Genomic DNA, 21,629 nt, shown 5'->3' with positions numbered 1-21,629 from the left:
CAGTGGACAAGATTAGCCTATTTCGCAATGGGCAAGAAGGAATCAACTGTTCAAATCAAAACCCAGCTCAAAAACGGTGCCATCAGCATCACTGCTCACCTTCACCTGCCCGCCATGCAACTGCATGATCGACTGCACGATCGCCAACCCCAGCCCACCGGAATCCCCCGGCTCTGCCCGCGAAGGGTCAACGCGATAGAAACGGTCGAACAGCTTGCCCAGATGCTCCGACGCAATGGTCGGCCCGAGGTTATGCACCTGCAGCCAGCAACATTGCGCCTCGTCACGGCGACGCAGGCTGATTACGGATCCGGGATCGGCATGACGCACTGCATTAGCCAACAGATTGCCGAGCGCCCGTTGCAGCAACTGCTGATCGGCAAGCAATTCACCGTGCAATTGATTGTCCAGGCGCAACTCACGGTCGTCCGCCAACGCTTCAAAATAATCACACAGCTCACCACCAACACTGCGCAGATCCAGTGTTTGCAGATTCAGCGCCCTCTCGGCCTGTTCGGCGCGGGCAAGGAACATCAGGTTCTCCGCCATGCGCTTGAGCCGTTCGAACTCTTCCATGTTCGACGCCAGCACTTCCTGATATTCCGCCGTGCTGCGCGGATGATTCAGCGCCTGACCGTTGCTCGCCAACAAAGTGTGCAGCGGCGTACGAATCTCGTGGGCGAGGTCAGCGGAGAACTGCGACAGGCGCTGCACGCTGTCGTCCAGCCGCGCGAGCATGCCGTTGAGCGCCTGCACCGGTTCAAGCAGTTCGGCGGGCGTGCCCTGGGCGGGCAGGCGTTGATCGAGGCTGCGTAAATCAATGCCTCGCACCGCTTCACTCAACTGTCGCAACGGTTGCAGGCCCCGGCGCAACAACACCAAGCCCAAGGCAAAAGCGAGCAACGCGCCGAGCCCAACCGACAGGTACAGGCGCAGGCGATAGCTGCCGAGCATCTGCTCGCGCTCGCTAAGCACCTTGCCAGCGATGACCGTCAGCGGTTCGCCGTTCGGCCCTTGGGCTTCACCGGATAACAGCGCCAACTCGGCACCGTCTGGCGCTTGCCACGTCAGCACGTCGCGGCGCTGCGGGGTTTGCTCGCGGGGGATCGCGTTCAGCGTCGGCAATTCGCGTTGACGTGGATTGATGGCGATCACGCTGGAACCATCGGCGCGGCGCACCAGCAACAGGCTGTCGAGATTGCCGAGCATGTTCTGATACAGCCGGGGCCGTGCCTGCAAGGCGCCGAGGCTGTCGCTGTCGGCGAGCAGCGCGCGCACTTGCTCCAGTCGACCGAGCAACGCGAGGTCGTCGCGGTAGGCGATTTCCGAGGCCAGCGAGCGATAGAGAAACACGCCAATCGCGCTCAGCACCAAAGCGCAGACCAAGGCGAACGCCAGCGCCAAGCGCCAGGCGATCGACCTAGAGCGCATCGTCGGGAGCTTCCAGCTGATAACCGACGCCGCGCACGGTGTGAATCAGTTTCGGCATGTACGGATCATCGACTTTCGAACGCAGACGGCGCACCGCGACTTCGACCATGTTGGTGTCGCTGTCGAAATTCAGGTTCCACACCTGCGAGGCAATCAGCGTGCGCGACAGCACTTCGCCCTGGCGACTGGCGAGCAGTTGCAGCAGGGCGAACTCCTTGTTGGTCAGGGCGATGCGCTGGCCATTGCGGCTGACGCGGCGGCGCAGCACGTCAATTTCCAGATCGGCGATGCTGTACGACTCGGCTTCGCGCATCGGCCCGCGTCGCAGCAAGGTGCGTACGCGCGCGAGCAGTTCGGCGAAGGCAAAGGGTTTCAGCAAGTAATCGTCGGCGCCCAGTTCGAGGCCGCGCACACGGTCTTCGATGGCGTCCTTGGCGGTCAGGAACAGCACCGGCGTGGCGCCGCGCTGGCGGATCAGTTGCAGCAATTGCCAGCCGTTGAGGCCGGGGAGCATCACGTCGAGGATGATCAGGTCATATTCCTGCTGCTCGATAAAGTAACGGCCATCGAGACCATTGAGCGCCACGTCCACGGCAAAACCCGACTCGCCCAGGCCTTTGGCGAGGAAATTCGCGGTTTTGGCTTCATCTTCTACGACCAGCAAACGCATGGCACACCTCGATTATTCAGACACACAGGCTAGGCGCCTTCGGCGGCGTTGCCCATTACAAACTTGTAATCAGACTGACGAGGTTCTGACGAGGACCGCCAATTAAGGTGGCGACCTCAGCTTTTGGAGCCTGCCCATGACCGTCAAATACCTTGTAGCCAGCCTGGCCCTCGGCCTCAGTGCCAGCGTGTTCGCTGGCCCGGAATTGCCGCGCCACGCCGACCTCGACCTGAAAACCGCACGTCTGCTCGCCGACTCCGCGATGGACAACTGCACCGGCACGGTCTCGGTGCTCGATCGGGGCGGCAATCTGCTGGTGACCTTGCGCGGCGATGGTGTCGGCCCGCACAACACCGCTGCCAGCCAACGCAAGGCCTACACCGCGCTGTCGACCAAAACCGCCACGCGTTTGTTTGCCGAGCGCGCTCGCAGCAATCCAGAAACCGCCAACCTCAACACCCTCGACGAGTTGCTGTTGCTCGGCGGCGGGACTCCGCTGTTCCTTGGCACTGAACTGGTGGGCGCCATGGGCGTTGCTGGTTCCGGCGGCGGCGAGCAAGACGAAAACTGTGCGATCAAGGCTGCCGAGAAAACCGGTCTGGCCACTACCCGTTCCCAATAAGGAGATGCATCGATGAAAACTTTGCGCATGACCATCGCCGCGCTCGGCCTGAGTGCTTTCTCAAGCCTGGCGCTGGCCGCTGGCAACCCGTTGAGCGTGCACGTGCTCAATCTGGAAAACGGCCTGCCTTCGCCGGGCATCAATGTGACGCTGGAGAAACACGTCGGCGAAAACTGGCAGCCGCTGGCTCAGGGCACGACCAATGAGCAAGGGCGGATTGCCGAGCTGTTCCCGGCCAAACAGCCTTTTGAAGCAGGTGAATACCGGGTGGTGTTCAAAACCGGCGAATACTTCAAGAAGGTCAAACACGACACCTTCTTCCCGGAGATTCCGGTGATCTTCGAAGTGAAGCAGACCGATCAGCACTACCACATCCCGCTGCTGCTCAGCCCGTACGGCTTCTCGACCTATCGCGGTTCGTAAAACCAGCACAGATCAAAAATGTGGGAGCGAGCCTGCTCGCGAAGGCGTTGGGCCAGTCAACATCACCGTTGAATGACCCACCGCTTTCGCGAGCAGGCTCGCTCCCACAGGGATTTCAGGTGCCCGTCAGATCGTGGCCATGGCGCGCAACCGCGCGGCATCAAGGATTTCAATCTCGCCATACCCGAGTCCGATAATCCCTTGTCCCTGGAAATCCTTGAGGATCTGGTTGGTGGTCTGCCGCGACAGCGACAGCATCGACGCCAACTGCTCCTGCGGCAGTTGCAGCACACGGCGTGGCGCGTCGAGTTCGCCGTAGCCTTCAGCGATCATCAGCAAGCGATGAGCCAGACGTGCCGGCGCTGGCAGCAGGCTCAGTTGTTCGAGGTTGATGAAGGCCAGGCGCAGTTTGTGGCTCATCAGCAGCGCCAGATGTCGCCAATACACCGGATGTTCGTCTAGCAGTTTAAGCAACGTCGCCTGCGGAATATTCAGCAACGTGCACGGCCCAACGGCATAAGCGTCATGGGTACGCGGCTGACCATCGAACAGGCAGATTTCGCCGAACCAGTGCGGCGCCTCCACCAGACTCAACAACGCCTCCTTGCCCTGTTCGCTTACCGCGCCGATGCGCACGGCGCCATCGAGCACCGCGTACAAGCCGCACGGCGCATCACCACGCTGAAACAAGCGCTGCCCTGCCGTCAGCCGCCGCTCCCGGGCCGCCGCCAGCAGGCTATCCTGAAAGGACCCCGGTAGATGACTGAACCACTGGCCGGTCATCAATCGCGAACGAATTTGCATAAACACTCCTGGACTGTCGCCTGCCTGACAGAGCGAACCCTGATCCCGAGGGATGATGCGATCAACCCTACCGGAGGAACAACAATGAAAAGCCTCGTCGACCACCTCAGTCAATACGCCGCCTACCACCGTGACCCGCGCAACATCGCCAGCCACTTTATCGGCATTCCGCTGATTGTGGTGGCGGTGGCGGTTTTGTTGTCGCGTCCGGAATGGTCGCTGGACGGCTTATGGATATCTCCCGCGGTTGTCGTGGCGCTGGCCTCGGCGTGGTTTTACCTGCGACTGGAAGTGAAGCTGGGCGTGTTAATGACCGTGCTGATGGGCTTGTCGGTCTGGGCCGGGCATGTGCTGGCGCAGCAGAGCACCATGGTCTGGCTAAGCAGTGGTCTGGCGATGTTTGTGGTCGGCTGGGTGATCCAGTTTGTCGGGCATCACTATGAAGGGCGCAAACCGGCGTTTGTCGATGATGTGTCGGGGCTGATTGTCGGGCCGTTATTTGTCGTGGCCGAGTTGGCGTTCGTGCTGGGGATGCGGCATGAGCTGAAAGAGCAGATCGAGGCGCGGGCGGGGGTGGTGCGGGTCAATCCGAATCGTGCGGCTGTCTAGACCGCATTCGCGAGCAGGCTCGCTCCCACAATGGAATGCGTTCCAAATGTGGGAGCGAGCCTGCTCGCGAAGCTTTTGACTTTAGAGGCTGGCGACTTTCTGCCAGACCTTCGGCTTGAAGAACAGAGTTTCACCCTTGGCCAAGCCGATCAGGCTGTCGTGGTCTTTCACCACTTCGGCCTCGATCAAATCAGTCTGCCCTTCAACCTTCAGCGTCACCCGCGTAGTCGCGCCCAACGGCCGGATATCACGCACCTCTGCCGCATGGTGATCTTCCAGTTCGTGTTTGGACAACGACACTTCATGCGGACGGAACAGCACGTGATTGTCGTCGCTCAATAGCAAGCGGTTCGAATCCCCAAGGAAGTGATAAACAAAATCGCTGGCCGGGTTTTCGTAGACGTCGCCCGGTGAGCCGATCTGCTCGATCACGCCTTTGTTCATCACCACGATACGGTCGGCGACTTCCATCGCCTCTTCCTGGTCGTGGGTCACGAACACCGAGGTCAGGTTGATGTCTTCGTGCAACCGCGCCAACCAGCGGCGAAGCTCCTTACGCACCTTGGCATCGAGCGCGCCGAATGGCTCATCGAGCAGCAGTACTTTCGGCTCGACCGCCAAGGCACGGGCCAAAGCGATGCGCTGGCGCTGTCCACCGGACAACTGCTCCGGATAACGATCCGACAGCCAATCCAGCTGCACCATGTTCAGCAGTTCGTGAACCTTGGTCGCGATCTGGCTTTCACTCGGGCGCTGGTTTTTCGGCTTCATGCGCAGGCCGAACGCGACGTTGTCGAACACGGTCATGTGGCGGAACAACGCGTAGTGCTGGAACACGAAACCGACGTTGCGATCACGCACATCGTGGCCGGAAACGTCTTCACCGTGGAAAACGATGTTGCCCTGATCCGGGGTTTCCAGACCGGCAATGATCCGCAGCAGCGTGGTCTTACCGCAGCCCGATGGGCCGAGCAGCGCGACCAGTTCACCGCTGTGGATGTCCAGGCTGATGTTGTCCAGCGCCTTGAACGCATTGAAATTCTTGCTGACGTTACGCACTTCGATCGACATGAATTATTCCTCCGCGGCGCTGGCGCGCAGGCGGTTGATACGGTTTTCGCTCCACTGCTTGGCCAGCAGGATGAAGAGCGCCAGGATCAGCAACAGGCTCGCCACGGCGAACGCGGCCACGTGGTTGTATTCGTTGTAGAGGATCTCAACGTGCAGCGGCAGGGTGTTGGTCACCCCGCGAATGTGCCCGGACACCACCGACACCGCACCGAATTCTCCCATGGCCCGCGCGGTACACAGCACCACACCATAGATCAGGCCCCACTTGATGTTCGGCACGGTCACGTGCCAGAACATCTGCCAGCCGTTAGCGCCGAGCAAACGCGCGGCTTCCTCTTCCTGCGTGCCTTGTTCCTGCATCAGCGGGATCAGCTCGCGGGCCACGAACGGCACGGTGACGAAGATCGTCGCCAGTACGATGCCCGGCAGGGCGAAGACGATCTGGATGTCGTGATCCTGCAACCACGGCCCGAACAGGCCCTGCGCGCCGAACATCAGCACGTAGACCAGACCGGCGATCACCGGCGACACCGAGAACGGCAGGTCGATCAGCGTCACCAGCATGCTCTTGCCACGGAACGAGTATTTGCTCACACACCACGCGGCGCTGACGCCGAACACCAGGTTCAGCGGCACCGAAATCAGCACGGCGAATACGGTGAGTTTCAGTGCCGACAGGGCATCCGGTTCAAAGATCGCGGTGAAGAATGCGCCGAGGCCATTCTTCAAACCCTGCGATACGACGATGAACAACGGCAACAGCAGAAACAGGAAAAACACCAGCCAGCCAAGGCCGATCAGCACTCTGCGCGAAGTGGCACTGCCACGGCGTGCAGCGTTGGCCGAAGAGGCGGCCGCAATAGACGATTGGGACATGTTCGCGCCTCCTTATGGGGTTTCGATGCGCCGCTGCAGCAAGTTGATCAGCAGCAACAGGACGAAGGAAACCACCAGCATCAGCACGCCGATGGCGGTAGCGCCGGTGTAATCGTATTGGTCGAGTTTGACCATGATCAGCAGCGGCAGGATCTCGGTTTTCATCGGCATGTTGCCGGCGATGAAAATCACCGAACCGTACTCGCCAACGCCTCGCGCGAAAGCCAGAGCAAAACCGGTCAGCCAGGCGGGCAGCAGCGCGGGGACGAGAATATGGCGGAACACCTGCAAAGGCTTCGCACCGAGGCACGCCGCGGCTTCTTCGACTTCACGGGGAATGTCGGCCAGCACCGGTTGCACCGTGCGCACCACGAACGGCAGGGTGACGAAGGTCAGCGCCAACGTGATACCGAGTGGGGTGTAAGCGATTTTGAAACCGAGGTCAGCGGCGAATTGGCCGACCAGACCGGCCGGCGCGTACAGCGCGGTCAGCGCGATACCGGCCACGGCGGTCGGCAGCGCGAATGGCAGATCGATCATCGCGTCGATCACCTTGCGCCCCGGGAAGGTGTAGCGCACCAGCACCCACGCCAGCAACGTGCCGATGATGCCGTTGATGATAGCGGCACACAGCGCAGTGCCGAAGCTCAGCTTCAAAGCAGCCAGCACCCGTGGCGCGGAAATGATCGTCCAGAACTGATCCCAGGTGAGTTGCGCGGCGTGGACGAACATCGCCGCCAGCGGGATAAGCACAATCAGGCTGAGGTACACCAAGGTGTAGCCCAGCGTCAGCCCGAAGCCGGGTATGACGGGGGAGATACGACGCGACATAAAAGTCCTTGGTTGAGAACGCGCAAAGCCCCGAAGGTAAATCCGGGGCTCGTTTATGGCTATTGAAGATTACTGCGCCTGATAAATCTGGTCGAACACGCCACCGTCGTTGAAGAATTTCGGCTGCGCGGTTTTCCAGCCGCCGAAGTCCTTGTCGATGGTCACCAGGTCCAGTTTCGGGAACTGCTGGGCGTACTTCGCGGCCACGTCTTTGTCACGCGGACGGTAGAAGTTCTTCGCAGCAATTTCCTGACCGGCCGGGCTGTACAGGTGCTTCAGGTAGGCTTCGGCGATCTGCTCGTTACCCTTTTTCTCGGCGTTCTTGTCGACTACGGCTACTGGCGGCTCGGCGAGGATCGACAGCGAAGGCACGACGATGTCGAACTTGTCGGCGCCGCCATCTTCTTTCAGGGCCAGGAACGCTTCGTTTTCCCAAGCCAGCAACACGTCACCCTGACCGTTGTTGACGAAAGTGATGGTCGAACCGCGCGCACCGGTGTCGAGGATCGGTACGTGCTTGAACAGGGTCTGTACGTATTCTTTGGCTTTGCCTTCGTCACCGCCGTTGGCTTTCAGGCCGTAAGCCCATGCGGCGAGGAAGTTCCAGCGCGCACCGCCGGAGGTTTTCGGGTTCGGCGTGATCACCGAGACGTCGTTCTTGACCAGATCGCCCCAGTCCTTGATGCCTTTCGGGTTGCCCTTGCGCACCAGGAACACAATGGTCGAGGTGTACGGCGTGCTCGCTTCCGGCAGACGCTTCTGCCAGTCGGCGGGCAGGGTCTTGCCGAGTTTGGCGATTTCGTCGATGTCGCCGGCCAGTGCCAGAGTCACCACGTCAGCGCGCAGACCGTCGATGACCGCGCGGCCCTGTTTGCCCGAACCGCCATGGGATTGCTGGATTTTCACGGTGTCGCCGGCGTGATCTTTCTGCCAGAACTTGATGAATTCAGCGTTGTAGTCCTGATACAGCTCGCGCGTCGGGTCATAGGACACGTTGAGCAGCTCGTAATCCTTGGCAACCGCGGAACCGGCAAACACAGCGCTGGCCAGGGCGGCCAAAGCGTAACGGCGAATCGACGACATGGTGAAAGCTCCTGGAATTCTGGTGGTGGCTTTTTCTTATGTATTTCGGAAATCGTGTTGCCGGTTCAAAGATCGTCCGATCGCGGCCCGAACCTTCGGCAGCTCCTGCATCAATCCCCCGCAGGAGCTGACCTAGGCTGCGATCTTTTTAGCCCGGTTGTTTACCCGGTTGCTGCAAACGGAATTTTTCTTTGCGTTCGATCTGCACGACTTGCGCGTTATGCACAGTGATCTCCACCGCGCCGAAACGCAGATCGCGCAAGGCGCTCTGGATTTCACGCAAGATGGTGCTCTCGTCCTGACCGTCAACGCTGCGAAGGGATGCGCTCATGGTGCTGCTCCTTTGAATGGGATTTGCCTGGCAGTGGGCGGCACTGCGTTCGGCGTAGGAGCAATATAAGAGAGGCATGGATATTCTTAAAAAGACTATTTAAGAATGTTTATATAACTGAAAAACTGATCGTTCCCACGCTGTGCGTGGGAGTGCAGCCGGCGGCGCTCTGCGGCGCGATTTTGAGGGACGCAGAGCGTCGCAAATGGTATTCCCGCGTACAGCGCGCGGATAAATTTGCTCTGCTTTATCCAATCAGCGGTGCTCTCGCCCAATCTATCTCCTGCGCCGGACTCGGCCGCCCAAACCAATACCCCTGTCCCAGATCGCATGCCTGCTCAAGCAAAAACGCCGCCTGCTCGACCTGCTCGATACCCTCGGCATGCACCTGCATGCCCATGCTCCGCGCCAGCGCGATGATCACCCGGACAATCGCCGCGTCATCCTCATCCCACGGCAACCCCGCGACAAAACCCTGATCGATCTTCAGCTTCTGCACCGGCAAGCGCTTGAGCCGCAACAGTGATGAGTAACCGGTGCCAAAATCATCGATGGCCAAGCGAATGCCCAACTCGCGCAAACGATGCATCTGCTCCAGCGCCACTTCTGGATCGTCCATCACCGCACTTTCGGTGACTTCCAGTTCGAGATACGCCGGATCCAATCCAGTGTCGTGCAGCACCTGCGCCACCTGCTGAAACAGTTCTCGCCGGGCGAACAAGCGCGACGACACATTCACCGCGACAAACGACAGCACGATTCCGGCTTGCTGCCACTGGCACATCTGCCGACACGCCTGCTGCATCACCCAGGCATCGATTTCGGCGATCAGCCCGGTGCGCTCGGCAATCGGAATGAATTCCGCCGGCGACACCAGACCGCGCTGCGGATGCTGCCAGCGCACCAGGGCTTCGACGCCGATCAGGCGACTGGTTTTCAGGTCATGCACCGGTTGGTAGTAAACGCGCAGCTCTTGCTGTTCCAGTGCGCGGCGCAGCTCGAAAGCGATTTCCACCCGTTGTTGGGCGTGGGCGGTCAGCTCTTCGGTGTACAAGGCGTAACCGTTGCGGCCGCTGCTCTTGGCCTTGAACAGCGCCGCATCGGCATTGCGCAACAGTTGCTCGGCGCTCAATGCATCGCTGGGGAACAGGCTGATGCCGATGCTGGCGTTGATGAACAGTTCGTGACCCTCGATGCGAAACGGCTCCTTGAGTGCATCGAGAATGCGCTGCGCCAACGCCGCTGCCTGTCCCGGCTGTGGACAACTTTCCGCGAGTACCGCGAACTCATCGCCACCGAGCCGCGCCAACGTAATTCCGGGGCCGAACAGCGTCTGCAAACGCTCCGCCACAGCCTTGAGCAAGCGATCACCGACGTTATGGCCAAGGCTGTCGTTGATCATCTTGAAGTGATCGAGATCAAGCATGAGCAGCGCACAGCCACGCTTGTGAATTTGCGCTGAGGCCAGCGCCTGCTCGGCACGGTCGCTGAACAGCAGACGATTAGGCAAGTCGGTCAACGGATCGTGGTGCGCAAGGTGGTTGAGCTCATGCTCGGAATCCTTGATTGCGCTGATGTCGGAGAACACCGCAACGTAATGACTGAGCCGGCCTTGGTCATCATGAATGACCCGGATGGTTTGCCACTGTGGATAAATTTCGCCGCTTTTACGTCGGTTCCAGATTTCGCCGCTCCACTCGCCCTGCGACTCCAAGGTGGCGAACATGGCCTGATAGAAGCCCGGCGGATGGTGCCCGGACTTGAACAGGCTCGGTTGCTGACCTAGTACTTCTTCGCGCTGATAGCCGGTGATCTCCATGAACGCCCGGTTGACGTGGACGATCAGGCCTTGATGGTTGGTCACCAGCACCCCTTCGCGGGTGCAATCGAACACAGCTGCGGCCTGGCGCAGGCGCTCGCGGTCAGCCTGTCGTTCCCGAAGGCGCGCACCGATTCCGAGGAATTCGCACAGGCGTGCCCGCGCGAGAAAGATCAGCCCGGCGCTGACCGCCGCAAAAAGATAACCGTTGATCAGTTGCCATCGCGCCAGATCGACGGAGTTATCGAAGAAATTGTTTAATAAATGATCAGCGCCCAGCAGCCAGACGACGGCAAGCACGAGATAGAGCAGCGCTGCACGCAAGGCATCGCGATAGGTGGCAGACATACGGCTGTCCATGTCCCTACAAAAAGGTTGGAATTATAGGTCAAGAAACATCCAGCGACTCTTATCTGAAAGGGCGACTGGTTTTATCTGTGTGCTTAGTGATAATGCAACGGCTGTTTTTATCTTTATCGAGGGCCCTATAGCCTATGTGGTACGAAGGTTTTCTTGGCTTGTCGGCCTGGTCTCTGGTCGCAGTCACGCTGCTGATGACCCACGTGACAATTGTTGCCGTCACGGTCTATCTGCACCGCTACTCGGCCCATCGCTCGCTTGAGCTGAATGCCGGCCTGAAGCACTTTTTCCGTTTCTGGCTGTGGCTGACCACGGCGCAGAACACCCGCGAGTGGACTGCCATCCACCGCAAACACCACGCCAAATGCGAAACCGAAGATGACCCGCACAGCCCGGTCATCAAAGGTCTGTCGACGGTCTTGCGTACCGGCGCCGAGCTGTACCGCGCCGAAGCGCAGAACCCGGAAACCCTGCGCATCTACGGCAAGAATTGCCCGGAAGACTGGATCGAACGCAACGTTTACACCCCCTATCCGCTGCTCGGTGTTGCGATCATGGGCGTGATCGACCTGATGCTGTTCGGCACCATCGGCATCACCATCTGGGCGATCCAGATGATGTGGATTCCGGTGTGGGCTGCCGGCGTGATCAATGGCCTCGGTCATGCCGTCGGCTACCGCAACTTCGAATGCCGGGACGCGGCGACCAATCTGGTGCCGTGGGGCATTCTGATCGGCGGCGAAGAACTGCATAACAACCATCACACCTACCCTAACTCGGCCAAGCTGTCGGTGAAGAAGTGGGAGTTCGACCTCGGTTGGGCATGGATCAAAGTCTTCAGCTTCCTGCGTCTGGCCAAGGTACAGCGTGTCGCACCGATCGCCCACCGTGTCGAAGGCAAGGGCAGTCTGGACATGGACACCGCGATGGCGATCCTCAACAACCGCTTCCAGATCATGGCCCAGTACCGCAAGTTGGTGATCGGCCCGCTGGTCAAGCAGGAACTGGCCAAGGTCGATCATTCGGTGCGTCACCAGTTCCACCGCGCCAAACGCCTGCTGTCGCGGGAAACCAGCCTGCTGGAAGACCGTCACCACTTGCGCATCCAGAACATGCTCGAGCATAGCCAGGCGCTGAAGGTAATCTACGAAAAACGTCTGGCCCTGCAGCAGATCTGGGTCAAGACCAGCTCGAATGGCCACGACATGCTCGCCGCCATCAAAGAGTGGATTCATGAGGCGGAAGCCAGCGGCATTCAGTCCCTGCGCGAATTCGCCGACCAGTTGAAAACCTACTCGCTGCGCCCTGCAGCGGTCTGAAGCCATTGATCGGTGCGCCCGCAACACGGGCGCACCCTTTGGAACTTCCCCTCCAATCCCCTATCTCAATGACACTTCGCCACCCCGGCGGGTTGTACCGTGGCCGTTGTCGACTTCCGGCACGCCTTTTGAGATTGGTGCCGATGGTCAATAACAACCAAAAAGACTCATCTTTCCCGCAGTGGCCCGAGGCCGCGCAAACCCTCATGGCTTTGATGCACGCCCAAGGCGAAGTCGCGCGGCTGAGCGAACGCGAGCAGTTGTTCAGCTCGCTACTGGTCAGCGTCAACGCCGTGCTCTGGGCCTTTAACTGGGAAACCCGCCAGGTGCTGTACGTCAGCCCCGCCTATGAACGGATTTTCGGCCGTTCCGCCGCGCTGCTACTGGCGGACCACAACCAGTGGCGCGACAGCATTTACCCCGACGATCTGGACTACGCCGAACGCAGCCTCGCTGAAGTGCTGCACAAAGGCGCAGTGGAAGATCGTGAGTACCGGATCATCGCGGCCGACGGCCAAGTGCGCTGGCTCAGCGACAAGTGCTTCATCAATCGCCAGGACGAGCCTGGGCAACCGGTGATCATCGTCGGCATCGCCGAAGACATCACCGAAAAGAAGCACATGGAAACCGAACTGCATCGTCTGGCGACCACCGACGTGCTGACGCAAAGCAGCAATCGCCGCCATTTCTTCGAATGCGCCAACCGCGAGTTTGAAGAAGCCCGCGTGCAGGGTTCGCCAATGGCTTTTCTGCTGCTGGATATCGATGACTTCAAAATGATCAACGACACCTACGGCCACCCGGAAGGCGATAACGTATTGCAGCGGATCGCCGAGAGCGGGCGCGAATCATTACGGCGTGGCGATCTGTTCGGGCGCATTGGTGGGGAGGAGTTCGCGGCAGTGTTTCCAGGCTGTGCACCGGATATGGCCATGCAGGTGGCCGAACGGTTGCAGCAGGAAATTCAGCGATTGAGCTTCCATCATGACGGCCAGATGTTCGGTATTACCGTCAGCCAGGGCCTGACCAGCCTTACCGCTGAAGACGCAACCCTCGACAGCCTGTTCGCCCGCGCGGATGCGGCGATGTATGAGGCCAAGCGGCAGGGCAAGAACCGGATTATTTCTGCCTGACCCATGCCCCGCCTCAACCCAAACCCACTGTGGGAGCGAGCCTGCTCGCGAAAGCGTCGTATCAGGCAATGGTGTGTTGAATGACAGTACGCCTTCGCGAGCAGGCTCGCTCCCACATTTGGAATGTGAGTGAATTCGGGTTACTTGCGCATCCGCATCAACTCCGGCAAGCCGATCTTGAGCAACCGCGCCGTGCGGCTCTTCGCCAGTTCCTCAACGCCTTCGTGCTCAGTCAGGCGCGCCATCTGCGCCGCCATGTTCATCACCAGTGCCTCACGGGAATACACCCCGCCACCGAGCTGGTAGACCGACGCAATCAACTCCCGCAGCTCCAACGGTAACCGCCAGCGAGTACGCAACGCCGAACCATACGCCGCGCCAAACTCGGCCAACGCCTCGCCGACTTCCTCCAGTTCATCCAGCGCACCACCGGCCTGCTGCCACTCCTGCAAACACCGCAGCAACGCCAGATCGCCAAGCCGATGGAGCATGCCCGCGCAATAGCAGCGCTCCTGATCGAGATCGAGCAGCCGAGCCAGAGTGCGCGCATATTCAGCGGTGTGCAGCGACAGCTCCCAGTAACGCTCGGCGTAGTCGGCCAGACACGGATCACTCAGCTTCGCACTGCGCTTGAGCGCCAACCCGAGGATCAGGTTCATGCTCTGCCCAGTACCCAAGCGATGCAGCGCCTGCGCGAGGGTTTGTACTGGTGCGCCATGATGCTGCGCGGCGCTGTTGGCGGCAGCGATCAACACGGCAGTGATCTGCGGATCGGTTTTTATCTCATCTTCCAGCAGCTTCAGGTCCAGCCCGCTGGGATTGAGGCTGCGCTTGACTGCCACCTGCACATCGGTCATCAACGGCGCGCCGTCAGCCTGTTCACGACGCCGCTCAAGAAACACCGACAAGGTCATGCCCGGCGCCAACGCTGGCACCTCGCAGAACACTTCTTCGCCGGCATTTAGCAGCAACCCTTGCAAACGCTCGGTCAGGCTTTCCATGTTCAGCGGTTTGGTCAGGTAAGCCGTCGGCGCCAGCGGGATGGCCTCGCGGACACTGGCGCTGTCGTTGCGACTGCTCATCAGAATGAATGGCAAGGGCGGATTGCGTTTGCGCTGACGCACGTTGCGCAGCACATTCAGGCCATCGACGCCGGGCAGCTCCCAATCGACGATGGCGAGGTCATACGGAATTTCGCTGAGCATCGACATGGCTTGTTGGCCGTCGGCGCACAAATCCAGGCGCGCATCGCAACGCACGTTCAGCAACACTTGTTTGAGCAGGTCGCGCGACCACGGGTCGGCCTCGGCAATCAGCACTCGGGGTACGGCGGGTAAATCAACGGCAGTCATGCGCGCTCTCCCTTGCAATGCTTGAACCTTAGCCAATGCTGGCCTTTCGATACAGTGCTAAAGCGCTCGATGTGTTTCAAGGGGCGTAAAAAAACCCGCCGAAGCGGGTTTTTTGTCGATCAGGTCACACTGGGTGATCAGAGCTCGGAGAAGCACTCTTCGATGATCGCCAGACCTTTGTCCAGCTGCTCGTCCGGCGAGGTCAGCGGTACCAGGACGCGCAGAACGTTGCCGTAGGTGCCGCAGGACAGCAGGATCAGACCCTTGTCGCGCGCCTTGGCCACAACCGATGCCACAGCAGCAGCGTTCGGCTTGTGGCTGTCGCCGTTTTCGAACAGCTCGACCGCGATCATTGCGCCCAGGGCACGGACTTCGCCGATCACCGGGTACTTGGCCTGGATAGCCTTCAGGCCAGTGACCAGACGCTCGCCGACTGCCTTGCAGCGGTCCAGCAGGTTTTCTTCTTCGAACACTTCCATCACGGCCAGGGCCGCGGCGCAAGCGATCGGGCTACCGGCATAGGTGCCGCCCAGGCCGCCTGGAGCAATGGCGTCCATGTATTCGGCCTTGCCGCACACACCGGCCAGCGGGAAGCCGCCAGCGATGGATTTGGCGAAGGTGGTCAGGTCGGCAGCAACGCCCATCTGTTCCATGGCGAAGAAAGTACCGGTACGGCCAGCGCCGGTCTGCACTTCATCAGCGATCAACAGGATGCCGTGCTGGTCGCACAGGGCACGCAGACGCTTCATGAATTCCTTCGGCGCGACGTAGAAACCACCCTCGCCCTGTACCGGCTCAATGATGATCGCGGCGATGTCTTTCGGCTCGGCGTCGTTCTTGAAGATGCGTTCGATGGAAGCGATCGAGTCGTCGATGCTCACGCCGTGCAATTCGTTCGGGTACAGCGCGCGGAAGATGCCGCCTGGCATGAGGCCCATGCCGGCCGAGTAAGGCACGACTTTACCAGTCAGGCCCAGGGTCATCATGGTGCGACCGTGGTAAGCGCCGGTGAAGGCGATTACGCCAGCGCGGCCAGTAGCGGCGCGGGCGATTTTCACAGCGTTTTCGACGGCTTCGGAGCCGGTGGTGACCAGCAGGGTTTTCTTGGCGAAATCACCCGGGATCTTGGCGTTGATCTTTTCGCACACTTCTACGTACGGCTCGTAAGCCAGCACCTGGAAGCAAGTGTGGGTCAGCTTGTTCAGCTGTTCGGTCACGGCGGCGATGATTTTCGGGTGCACGTGGCCGGTGTTCAGTACCGCGATACCGCCGGCGAAGTCGATGAACTCACGACCTTCAACGTCAGTCACGGTAGCGTTTTTTGCCGACTCAGCGAAGATCGGGTGAATCTGGCCAACACCACGTGGAACAGCTGCGGTACGGCGGGCCATCAGTTCAGCGTTAGTCTTGCTCATTACAGTCCTCATTCGCCGCTCATCGGGCGGCGTTGTTCAAGGATTAAGCGGGAAGAAGCGACGGTGGCAGCATGCGATGATCGACTGCCACGGCGTTCCCGGCCGCAGAGAAAATTCCGGTTTGAAACGACGCAAAGGGGCAGCGCTCTCGTGCCCTTTGCGTTTGCAGCGATCTTTGACCGGGCTTAGATGCCCAGGCAGAGGTATTTGATTTCCAGGTAATCTTCGATGCCGTACTTGGAGCCTTCACGGCCCAGGCCCGAAGCCTTGATGCCGCCGAATGGCGCGACTTCGTTGGAGATCAGCCCGGTGTTGACGCCGACCATGCCGTATTCCAGCGCTTCCGCGACACGGAACACACGGCCCAGATCGCGAGCGTAGAAGTACGAGGCCAGACCGAATTCAGTGTCGTTGGACATCGCGATCACTTCGGCTTCGTCTTTGAAGCGGAACAGCGGCGCCAGTGGGCCGAAGGTTTCTTCCTTGGCCACGGCAGCATTTTTCGGCACGTTGGTCAGGATAGTCGGTTCAAAGAAGTTGCCTTCCATCGCCTTGCCACCGGCCAGCACGGTTGCGCCTTTGGATACGGCGTCAGCGATGTGCTCTTGCACCTTGGCCACGGCTTTCTCATCGATCAGCGGGCCAGTGGTGGTGCCGTCTTCCAGACCGTTGCCGATCTTCAGTTTGGCCACAGCCACTTTCAGCTTCTCGGCGAACGCGTCGTAGACCGAATCCTGAATGTACAGACGGTTGGCGCAGACGCAGGTCTGGCCGTTGTTGCGGTACTTGGAAATGATCGCGCCTTCGACGGCCTTATCCAGGTCCGCGTCGTCAAACACGATGAACGGCGCGTTGCCGCCCAGTTCCAGCGAAACTTTCTTGATGTCCTTGGCGCATTCCGACATCAGCTGACGGCCGATTTCGGTCGAACCGGTGAAGGACAGCTTACGCACGATCGGGTTGCTGGTCAGCTCGCTGCCGATGTCGCCAGCGCTGCCGGACACCACACTGAACACGCCCGCAGGAATACCCGCGCGCTGAGCCAGTTCGGCCAGTGCGAATGCGGAGAATGGAGTTTGCGAAGCAGGCTTGAGCACCATGGTGCAACCGGCGGCCAGTGCCGGACCGGCTTTACGGGTGATCATCGCGGCCGGGAAGTTCCACGGGGTAATCGCAGCAGTCACGCCGATTGGCTGCTTGATCACGATCAGACGTTTGTCTGGCTGGTGACCCGGAATCACATCACCGTAGATGCGCTTGGCTTCTTCGGCAAACCACTCGATGAACGAAGCGGCGTAAACGATTTCGCCCTTGGCTTCGGCGAGCGGCTTGCCCTGCTCGAGGGTCATCAGGCGCGCGAGGTCGTCCTGGTTCTCGATCATCAGTTCGAACCAGCGACGCAGCTTGCCGGCACGCTCTTTGGCGGTCAGTGCACGCCATGCTGGCAGCGCCTTGTCAGCGGCTTCGATAGCACGGCGGGTTTCGGCGGCGCCCATTTTTGGCACGGTACCGAGGATTTCGCCGGTGGCCGGGTTGTTAACCTTGATCGTCTGACCGTTGTCCGCATCGACCCAAGCGCCATCAATGAAGGCTTGCTGGCGGAACAACAGGGTGTCTTTAAGCTGCATGTCGGCTTTCCTTAACAGCACCGCGGCCTGCGCGGAGCAAATTATGATTGTAGAAAGGCGCCTCGCAAGGCTGCCGTCAGGGAAATCAGTGACCGGGTGTGGCGCATCGACAGTGCACGATTCGAAACACCGGCGCTTCAACGCCCGGTCAACGAGCGTTTGAAATCTCAAACGGATCGTAGGATCAAAGGGGTTAAAGGACAATAGGTCGTTCGAAAAAAAGAACAAAAACGGCGTGTTTGTGGAATTTTTCAGATCAACGAGCCAAAAGCCTCAGCCGCAACAAAACCATAGAACAGTCCCGAGAAAGCGCCAAGCGAGGGTTTTGCAGGACGCTACAGCTTTATGGAATGCAGCGGTTTCAGCTGACACGCGCACTGACAATCCGCGCCGAAACCCAGCATGGACGCCCCGAGCCGACCTAGGTATGATGTCGCCCGCTGCACCAGTAGCTCAGCTGGATAGAGTACTGCCCTCCGAAGGCAGGGGTCGTGGGTTCGAATCCCGCCTGGTGCACCATATAGCAATCTAGACCTGTCTCAGACAGTCTACGAAACATCCCAAGAAGCCCGCCCTGTGCGGGCTTTCTTGTTTCTGGCTATCCCTCCCTGTCTACCCCTATAACTTCACGCCGTGTATGCCCACGTGTATGCTTTGAGATTCATTGAACTGGAGGCATACACGCAGTGAAGCGTACTGAAATCAAACGCCGTCCACTGGCCGACACTACTCTCGCAGGATTGGAGCCAGAGAGTGCGACGTACCGGGAGCAAGACGGCAACGGCTTGTACTTTCGGGTCAAGGCAAATGGGCAGAAGTCGTGGGAGTTGCGCTACAAAAAACCAGACGGAAAATGGTCCTGGCTGGGTCTAGGCGGATACCCCGAAATCAGTGGGTCGCTAGCCAGGCAGAAGGCGGCGCAACTGCGGGATGACGCATCGACTGGTAAAAATCCTTTAGTCAGCAAGCAGGCTCGCAAGATTGCTGACCGGGTGGCAGCCAACAACACTTTCGAAGCATTAGGGCGCGAATGGTTTGAGGCTAGGCGTTCAAGCTGGGAAGCGGGCACGTCCCGTCGAGTCCTTGGTGCCCTGGAGCTTCACGTGTTCCCCGTTTTCGGCAAACGCATCTACACAGAAATACTTCCTCTTGAATGGATGGAGTTTCTGCGCGGCATGGAGCAGAAAGGGATCATTGAGCAAATGGGCAGAGTTCGGGCCTTCTGCAAAGAGATCTACGACTTGGCACGCGTGACAGGCCGAGCGATCCACAACCCCCTTGAAGGCCTCAATAAATTTTTACAGACACGCAGTGCTGAAAATTATGCACACGTATCAATAGAAGAGTTGCCTGCATTACTTCGTGCCATCAACTCTTACCCTCACGCGAAAGATGTCCGTCTAGGCCTTCGATTGCTCGCCTTATTAGCGGCACGCCCGAGTGAGATTCGAGAAGCACGCTGGTCAGAGATCGACCTCAACAAAAAGCTCTGGACGATTCCAGCCGAAAGAATGAAGCGTCGGCGCGAGCATGTAGTGCCTCTATCTCGGCAGGCCATTGAATCGCTAACGGAGCTGCGCACGCTAACAGGCGCATACCCCCTTCTCTTCCCAGGGAGAAAAGATCGAACCATCCCCCGTAGCAATACCGTCTTTCTGATGGCGCTGCGCAGGCTGGGATATGCGGGCCGGCAAACTGGCCATGGTTTCCGTCACATTGCTAGCACGATCCTTAATGAACAGGGATTCGACGAAAACCACATTGAGGCTCAGCTCTCTCATGTAAAAGAAGGAATAGCGGGTGTGTACAACAAGGCGGTGTACTTGCCTCAGCGCAAAGTCATGATGCAGTGGTATGCCGACCATCTTGATGAATTGGTGCAGGGCAACATTGTTCAAGGTCAATTTGGAAAGGTAGTCTGACACCCTTTAAATATCGGTGTAACAGGTGTTTCGCGTGTAACGCAACCAACTAAACCGTTGTTTTATAAGGGTTTTTGCGTGAAACATGCGATCAACTCTGTCCTAGTGATAGGTGTTACAGAAAGAAAGGGTGTAACACGCGACTTAGGCAAGCGCATGCTGCTGGCAACTGCGATGCTGAGAGAACCATTGAAAATGCGCGCTGCTTGAACAGAATTAAACGGGGCATGGGGAGCCTGAATGTCTGATTTTCCGACGTTAGAATTCTTAAAGAAGAAATACGGCAACATCTGCATTCCACTGGATATCGTGAGACGCCAATACGTTAGCCACTTGGGAATGCCACAACTTCTACGCAAAATCCGAGAGGGAAAGATAACGCTGCGCGTTGTAAAAGGAGACTGGGGTGGACAGACGCAACGTGTGGTCTACCTCCATGACTTAGCGCAATGGATTGATGGTGCCGACTGGAAGACGATCTATCCCCTGGGGTGGAACGATACACCCGCCGATGACGACCGTTCGTCGGAGTGATCTAGCGCGTCTAGTAACCGTCCTGCTGCCAACTAGACGTTATGTGGATAAGATCTGCACGTCGAAATCTTGCTAGTTTCCTTAATCGAATAAACCGCATAAATAGATGGCCCTGTGACCTTCCACAACCACAGGGGACCATCTATGACTACTACTGTCCAAGATTCAACATGCACCGCAACCGAAAAAACAGCGATAAAAAAAATCGCTGTCTGTACTCCCATTTTTGGTCTGATGACGTCAACCCAAGTTGCCGCCGCGCTCGCGCTGTCCAACAAAACTCTCGCTGCATGGCGTAGTTCAGGGCGCAGTCCACTCCCCTTTCTCAGACTCGGTTCTCGGGTGCGCTATCGCTCCGAGGATGTTCTTGCATGGCTCGAAAGCCAGATGTGTTCCGCTACGTCAGATGCTGCGCGAGGGCCACTCTGATGAATAGAGCCGAACAGACGCAGAAGATTTTCATGCTTACCTCGTCACGATCCGTGTCCGACTTAGCGCAAGAAAATGTACTTCCCTCAACGTCAGGATTGAAAGAGAGCGACCTGGAGCTGGGACGTTTCGATCCAACTGCGACGCTCGTCCGCATTCCCACGGTGATGTCCATTACTGGCATTGGCCGAGCCACCGTTTACAAGCTCATGAGTCAGCCTGAAAGCGGCTTTCCGCAGCCTGTAAAACTTACGGACAGCAATGCCCGCGGCGCTCCAGTGGCTTGGGTTTTGTCTGAAGTTTTAAACTGGACGCGTGCTCGTATTGCCGCCCGCGACAAGGCAGCAGCATGAGACGAACCGTAGCTAACACGGCCGAGCTCAGGCCGTTCTCAGTTCTTCGCGAGATCGGTCTATCGGCTTCCCACATGCAACGCCTCGAGCACTACCGAACCAAACACGAACGCCTTAACCGCGTGGTGGGCGTGCTGAAGTGGCCTGATGGAACCTGGTGCGCCCTCGCCATCCACAGCGAAAAATTCAGTGCCGTGATTGTCGACGAAGGCCAGCAAACGGCCGCCTACGAGGATGCTCGCTCCATGATCGATGGAGACTTCTTGCCACTGCTTTCCCTGCGCTGGGAAACCCATGCCTGAAACGAAAACGCCTCCGGGGGCGATCCGGAGGCGTTGAGGTCAATCTACATGCACGAACAATTTATGCCGCACCTGAGAAAACCGCAAGCCATCAGCGCAGTTGCACTTTCGAAAAACGGACGTTACTCTCTGGCCGTCGCTGCAAATTCAGCGATTGGGCTTGGCGGCCCAAACAGTACAAGGCGCAACAGCGCCCCCATTACGATTGCAGGCGCTTTTTTTGTGCCCGCATTCCCGTGTTATGGCGGGTTGCGTAGGAGCACCCTCGGGTGCGCCGGTCTCCTTGTACGCCGGTCCGCCAATCCTGCGCAA

At 58.9% G+C, this 21,629-nt stretch carries 22 protein-coding genes and 1 tRNA gene; 11 read left to right on the top strand and 12 right to left on the bottom strand.

The window, feature by feature from the left end; genetic code table 11:
• Window positions 1-42: 42 nt before the first annotated feature.
• Window positions 43-1,431, bottom strand: a complete 1,389-nt coding sequence (locus ACQ4OE_RS00345) for a heavy metal sensor histidine kinase (RefSeq protein ID WP_430945279.1) — start codon at window positions 1,429-1,431, stop codon at window positions 43-45.
• Window positions 1,421-2,101: a heavy metal response regulator transcription factor gene (locus ACQ4OE_RS00340; RefSeq protein WP_053116476.1), complete on the bottom strand. Its 681-nt coding sequence runs from the start codon at window positions 2,099-2,101 to the stop codon at window positions 1,421-1,423. The genes ACQ4OE_RS00345 and ACQ4OE_RS00340 overlap by 11 nt, the downstream gene beginning before the upstream one ends.
• A 136-nt stretch (window positions 2,102-2,237) precedes the next feature.
• Here ACQ4OE_RS00340 and ACQ4OE_RS00335 point away from each other — a divergent pair, with 136 nt between their 5' ends.
• A complete protein-coding gene (locus tag ACQ4OE_RS00335) occupies window positions 2,238-2,723 on the top strand; it encodes a GlcG/HbpS family heme-binding protein (RefSeq protein WP_430945278.1) in 486 nt (161 codons plus the stop codon).
• 12 nt (window positions 2,724-2,735) lie between these two features.
• Complete coding sequence (uraH, locus tag ACQ4OE_RS00330) at window positions 2,736-3,146, top strand: hydroxyisourate hydrolase (RefSeq protein ID WP_430945277.1); 411 nt, start codon at window positions 2,736-2,738, stop codon at window positions 3,144-3,146.
• 126 nt (window positions 3,147-3,272) lie between these two features.
• Here uraH and ACQ4OE_RS00325 read toward each other — a convergent pair whose 3' ends face one another.
• Window positions 3,273-3,950 carry a Crp/Fnr family transcriptional regulator gene (locus ACQ4OE_RS00325; RefSeq protein ID WP_430945276.1) on the bottom strand — a complete coding sequence of 226 codons (678 nt, stop codon included), beginning with the start codon at window positions 3,948-3,950 and terminating at the stop codon, window positions 3,273-3,275.
• A gap of 84 nt (window positions 3,951-4,034) precedes the next feature.
• On the opposite strand from ACQ4OE_RS00325, the gene ACQ4OE_RS00320 reads away from it, so the two are divergent.
• Window positions 4,035-4,559, top strand: a complete 525-nt coding sequence (locus tag ACQ4OE_RS00320; protein WP_430945275.1) for a DUF962 domain-containing protein — start codon at window positions 4,035-4,037, stop codon at window positions 4,557-4,559.
• 81 nt (window positions 4,560-4,640) lie between these two features.
• On the opposite strand, the gene ACQ4OE_RS00315 is transcribed toward ACQ4OE_RS00320, so the two are convergent.
• The 6 genes from ACQ4OE_RS00315 to dibA all read right to left on the bottom strand — a co-directional run bounded on the left by ACQ4OE_RS00315 (window position 4,641) and on the right by dibA (window position 10,918).
• Window positions 4,641-5,630: a sulfate/molybdate ABC transporter ATP-binding protein gene (locus tag ACQ4OE_RS00315; RefSeq protein ID WP_003220514.1), complete on the bottom strand. Its 990-nt coding sequence runs from the start codon at window positions 5,628-5,630 to the stop codon at window positions 4,641-4,643.
• Window positions 5,631-5,633: 3 nt separating this feature from the next.
• Window positions 5,634-6,506: a sulfate ABC transporter permease subunit CysW gene (gene cysW, locus ACQ4OE_RS00310; protein WP_034151824.1), complete on the bottom strand. Its 873-nt coding sequence runs from the start codon at window positions 6,504-6,506 to the stop codon at window positions 5,634-5,636.
• A gap of 12 nt (window positions 6,507-6,518) precedes the next feature.
• The gene (cysT, locus tag ACQ4OE_RS00305) at window positions 6,519-7,337 is read right to left on the bottom strand and encodes a sulfate ABC transporter permease subunit CysT (protein WP_038367238.1); all 819 of its coding nucleotides are present in this window, start codon (window positions 7,335-7,337) and stop codon (window positions 6,519-6,521) included.
• A gap of 69 nt (window positions 7,338-7,406) precedes the next feature.
• Window positions 7,407-8,420 carry a sulfate ABC transporter substrate-binding protein gene (locus ACQ4OE_RS00300; protein ID WP_122594085.1) on the bottom strand — a complete coding sequence of 338 codons (1,014 nt, stop codon included), beginning with the start codon at window positions 8,418-8,420 and terminating at the stop codon, window positions 7,407-7,409.
• A 148-nt stretch (window positions 8,421-8,568) separates the two neighbouring features.
• Window positions 8,569-8,751, bottom strand: a complete 183-nt coding sequence (gene oscA, locus ACQ4OE_RS00295) for a sulfur starvation response protein OscA (RefSeq protein WP_007917682.1) — start codon at window positions 8,749-8,751, stop codon at window positions 8,569-8,571.
• A gap of 247 nt (window positions 8,752-8,998) precedes the next feature.
• Complete coding sequence (gene dibA / locus ACQ4OE_RS00290; protein WP_430945274.1) at window positions 8,999-10,918, bottom strand: phosphodiesterase DibA; 1,920 nt, start codon at window positions 10,916-10,918, stop codon at window positions 8,999-9,001.
• 146 nt (window positions 10,919-11,064) lie between these two features.
• On the opposite strand from dibA, the gene desA reads away from it, so the two are divergent.
• Both desA and ACQ4OE_RS00280 read left to right on the top strand, forming a co-directional pair.
• On the top strand, window positions 11,065-12,249 hold the full coding sequence (gene desA / locus ACQ4OE_RS00285; RefSeq protein WP_122594087.1) for a delta-9 fatty acid desaturase DesA: 1,185 nt from the start codon (window positions 11,065-11,067) through the stop codon (window positions 12,247-12,249).
• A 143-nt stretch (window positions 12,250-12,392) separates the two neighbouring features.
• A complete protein-coding gene (locus ACQ4OE_RS00280; protein WP_430945273.1) occupies window positions 12,393-13,382 on the top strand; it encodes a GGDEF domain-containing protein in 990 nt (329 codons plus the stop codon).
• Window positions 13,383-13,522: 140 nt separating this feature from the next.
• Here the strand turns inward: ACQ4OE_RS00280 and ACQ4OE_RS00275 are convergent, their stop codons facing one another.
• From ACQ4OE_RS00275 to gabD, 3 genes are all read right to left on the bottom strand, one after another.
• A complete protein-coding gene (locus tag ACQ4OE_RS00275) occupies window positions 13,523-14,734 on the bottom strand; it encodes an HDOD domain-containing protein (RefSeq protein WP_430945272.1) in 1,212 nt (403 codons plus the stop codon).
• Window positions 14,735-14,871: 137 nt separating this feature from the next.
• Window positions 14,872-16,149 carry a 4-aminobutyrate--2-oxoglutarate transaminase gene (gene gabT / locus ACQ4OE_RS00270; RefSeq protein WP_008080000.1) on the bottom strand — a complete coding sequence of 426 codons (1,278 nt, stop codon included), beginning with the start codon at window positions 16,147-16,149 and terminating at the stop codon, window positions 14,872-14,874.
• Window positions 16,150-16,334: 185 nt separating this feature from the next.
• Window positions 16,335-17,777 carry an NADP-dependent succinate-semialdehyde dehydrogenase gene (gene gabD, locus ACQ4OE_RS00265; protein WP_038367265.1) on the bottom strand — a complete coding sequence of 481 codons (1,443 nt, stop codon included), beginning with the start codon at window positions 17,775-17,777 and terminating at the stop codon, window positions 16,335-16,337.
• 442 nt (window positions 17,778-18,219) lie between these two features.
• Between gabD and ACQ4OE_RS00260 the strand changes: the two genes are divergently transcribed.
• The 6 genes from ACQ4OE_RS00260 to ACQ4OE_RS00235 all read left to right on the top strand — a co-directional run bounded on the left by ACQ4OE_RS00260 (window position 18,220) and on the right by ACQ4OE_RS00235 (window position 21,317).
• Window positions 18,220-18,296 (top strand) — tRNA-Arg (locus tag ACQ4OE_RS00260).
• Window positions 18,297-18,463: 167 nt separating this feature from the next.
• Window positions 18,464-19,699, top strand: coding sequence for a tyrosine-type recombinase/integrase (locus ACQ4OE_RS00255; protein ID WP_430945271.1), 1,236 nt, complete (start codon window positions 18,464-18,466; stop codon window positions 19,697-19,699).
• A 240-nt stretch (window positions 19,700-19,939) separates the two neighbouring features.
• Window positions 19,940-20,233: a pyocin activator PrtN family protein gene (locus ACQ4OE_RS00250; RefSeq protein ID WP_430945270.1), complete on the top strand. Its 294-nt coding sequence runs from the start codon at window positions 19,940-19,942 to the stop codon at window positions 20,231-20,233.
• Between the two features lie 144 nt (window positions 20,234-20,377).
• Complete coding sequence (locus tag ACQ4OE_RS00245; protein ID WP_430945269.1) at window positions 20,378-20,662, top strand: helix-turn-helix domain-containing protein; 285 nt, start codon at window positions 20,378-20,380, stop codon at window positions 20,660-20,662.
• Window positions 20,663-20,694: 32 nt separating this feature from the next.
• Window positions 20,695-21,015 (top strand): helix-turn-helix transcriptional regulator, encoded by a 321-nt coding sequence (locus ACQ4OE_RS00240; RefSeq protein WP_430945483.1) that lies wholly within the window; start codon window positions 20,695-20,697, stop codon window positions 21,013-21,015.
• Complete coding sequence (locus ACQ4OE_RS00235; protein ID WP_430945268.1) at window positions 21,012-21,317, top strand: hypothetical protein; 306 nt, start codon at window positions 21,012-21,014, stop codon at window positions 21,315-21,317. Before ACQ4OE_RS00240 ends, ACQ4OE_RS00235 begins: the two co-directional genes overlap by 4 nt.
• The last annotated feature ends 312 nt before the right edge of the window (window positions 21,318-21,629 follow it).

Origin of the sequence: Pseudomonas sp. WC2 (genome assembly GCF_050586545.1) — a bacterium.
In the GTDB taxonomy this organism is placed as follows: domain Bacteria; phylum Pseudomonadota; class Gammaproteobacteria; order Pseudomonadales; family Pseudomonadaceae; genus Aquipseudomonas.
This window is presented reverse-complemented; position numbering and strand designations above follow the sequence as displayed.

Coding starts and splice junctions, on each gene's coding strand:
- ACQ4OE_RS00345 (WP_430945279.1), bottom strand. CDS start 1,431: ATGCGCTCTAGGTCGATCGCCTGGCGCTTGGCGCTGGCGTTCGCCTTG.
- ACQ4OE_RS00340 (WP_053116476.1), bottom strand. CDS start 2,101: ATGCGTTTGCTGGTCGTAGAAGATGAAGCCAAAACCGCGAATTTCCTC.
- ACQ4OE_RS00335 (WP_430945278.1), top strand. CDS start 2,238: ATGACCGTCAAATACCTTGTAGCCAGCCTGGCCCTCGGCCTCAGTGCC.
- uraH (WP_430945277.1), top strand. CDS start 2,736: ATGAAAACTTTGCGCATGACCATCGCCGCGCTCGGCCTGAGTGCTTTC.
- ACQ4OE_RS00325 (WP_430945276.1), bottom strand. CDS start 3,950: ATGCAAATTCGTTCGCGATTGATGACCGGCCAGTGGTTCAGTCATCTA.
- ACQ4OE_RS00320 (WP_430945275.1), top strand. CDS start 4,035: ATGAAAAGCCTCGTCGACCACCTCAGTCAATACGCCGCCTACCACCGT.
- ACQ4OE_RS00315 (WP_003220514.1), bottom strand. CDS start 5,630: ATGTCGATCGAAGTGCGTAACGTCAGCAAGAATTTCAATGCGTTCAAG.
- cysW (WP_034151824.1), bottom strand. CDS start 6,506: ATGTCCCAATCGTCTATTGCGGCCGCCTCTTCGGCCAACGCTGCACGC.
- cysT (WP_038367238.1), bottom strand. CDS start 7,337: ATGTCGCGTCGTATCTCCCCCGTCATACCCGGCTTCGGGCTGACGCTG.
- ACQ4OE_RS00300 (WP_122594085.1), bottom strand. CDS start 8,420: ATGTCGTCGATTCGCCGTTACGCTTTGGCCGCCCTGGCCAGCGCTGTG.
- oscA (WP_007917682.1), bottom strand. CDS start 8,751: ATGAGCGCATCCCTTCGCAGCGTTGACGGTCAGGACGAGAGCACCATC.
- dibA (WP_430945274.1), bottom strand. CDS start 10,918: ATGTCTGCCACCTATCGCGATGCCTTGCGTGCAGCGCTGCTCTATCTC.
- desA (WP_122594087.1), top strand. CDS start 11,065: ATGTGGTACGAAGGTTTTCTTGGCTTGTCGGCCTGGTCTCTGGTCGCA.
- ACQ4OE_RS00280 (WP_430945273.1), top strand. CDS start 12,393: ATGGTCAATAACAACCAAAAAGACTCATCTTTCCCGCAGTGGCCCGAG.
- ACQ4OE_RS00275 (WP_430945272.1), bottom strand. CDS start 14,734: ATGACTGCCGTTGATTTACCCGCCGTACCCCGAGTGCTGATTGCCGAG.
- gabT (WP_008080000.1), bottom strand. CDS start 16,149: ATGAGCAAGACTAACGCTGAACTGATGGCCCGCCGTACCGCAGCTGTT.
- gabD (WP_038367265.1), bottom strand. CDS start 17,777: ATGCAGCTTAAAGACACCCTGTTGTTCCGCCAGCAAGCCTTCATTGAT.
- ACQ4OE_RS00250 (WP_430945270.1), top strand. CDS start 19,940: ATGTCTGATTTTCCGACGTTAGAATTCTTAAAGAAGAAATACGGCAAC.
- ACQ4OE_RS00245 (WP_430945269.1), top strand. CDS start 20,378: ATGACTACTACTGTCCAAGATTCAACATGCACCGCAACCGAAAAAACA.
- ACQ4OE_RS00240 (WP_430945483.1), top strand. CDS start 20,695: ATGCTTACCTCGTCACGATCCGTGTCCGACTTAGCGCAAGAAAATGTA.
- ACQ4OE_RS00235 (WP_430945268.1), top strand. CDS start 21,012: ATGAGACGAACCGTAGCTAACACGGCCGAGCTCAGGCCGTTCTCAGTT.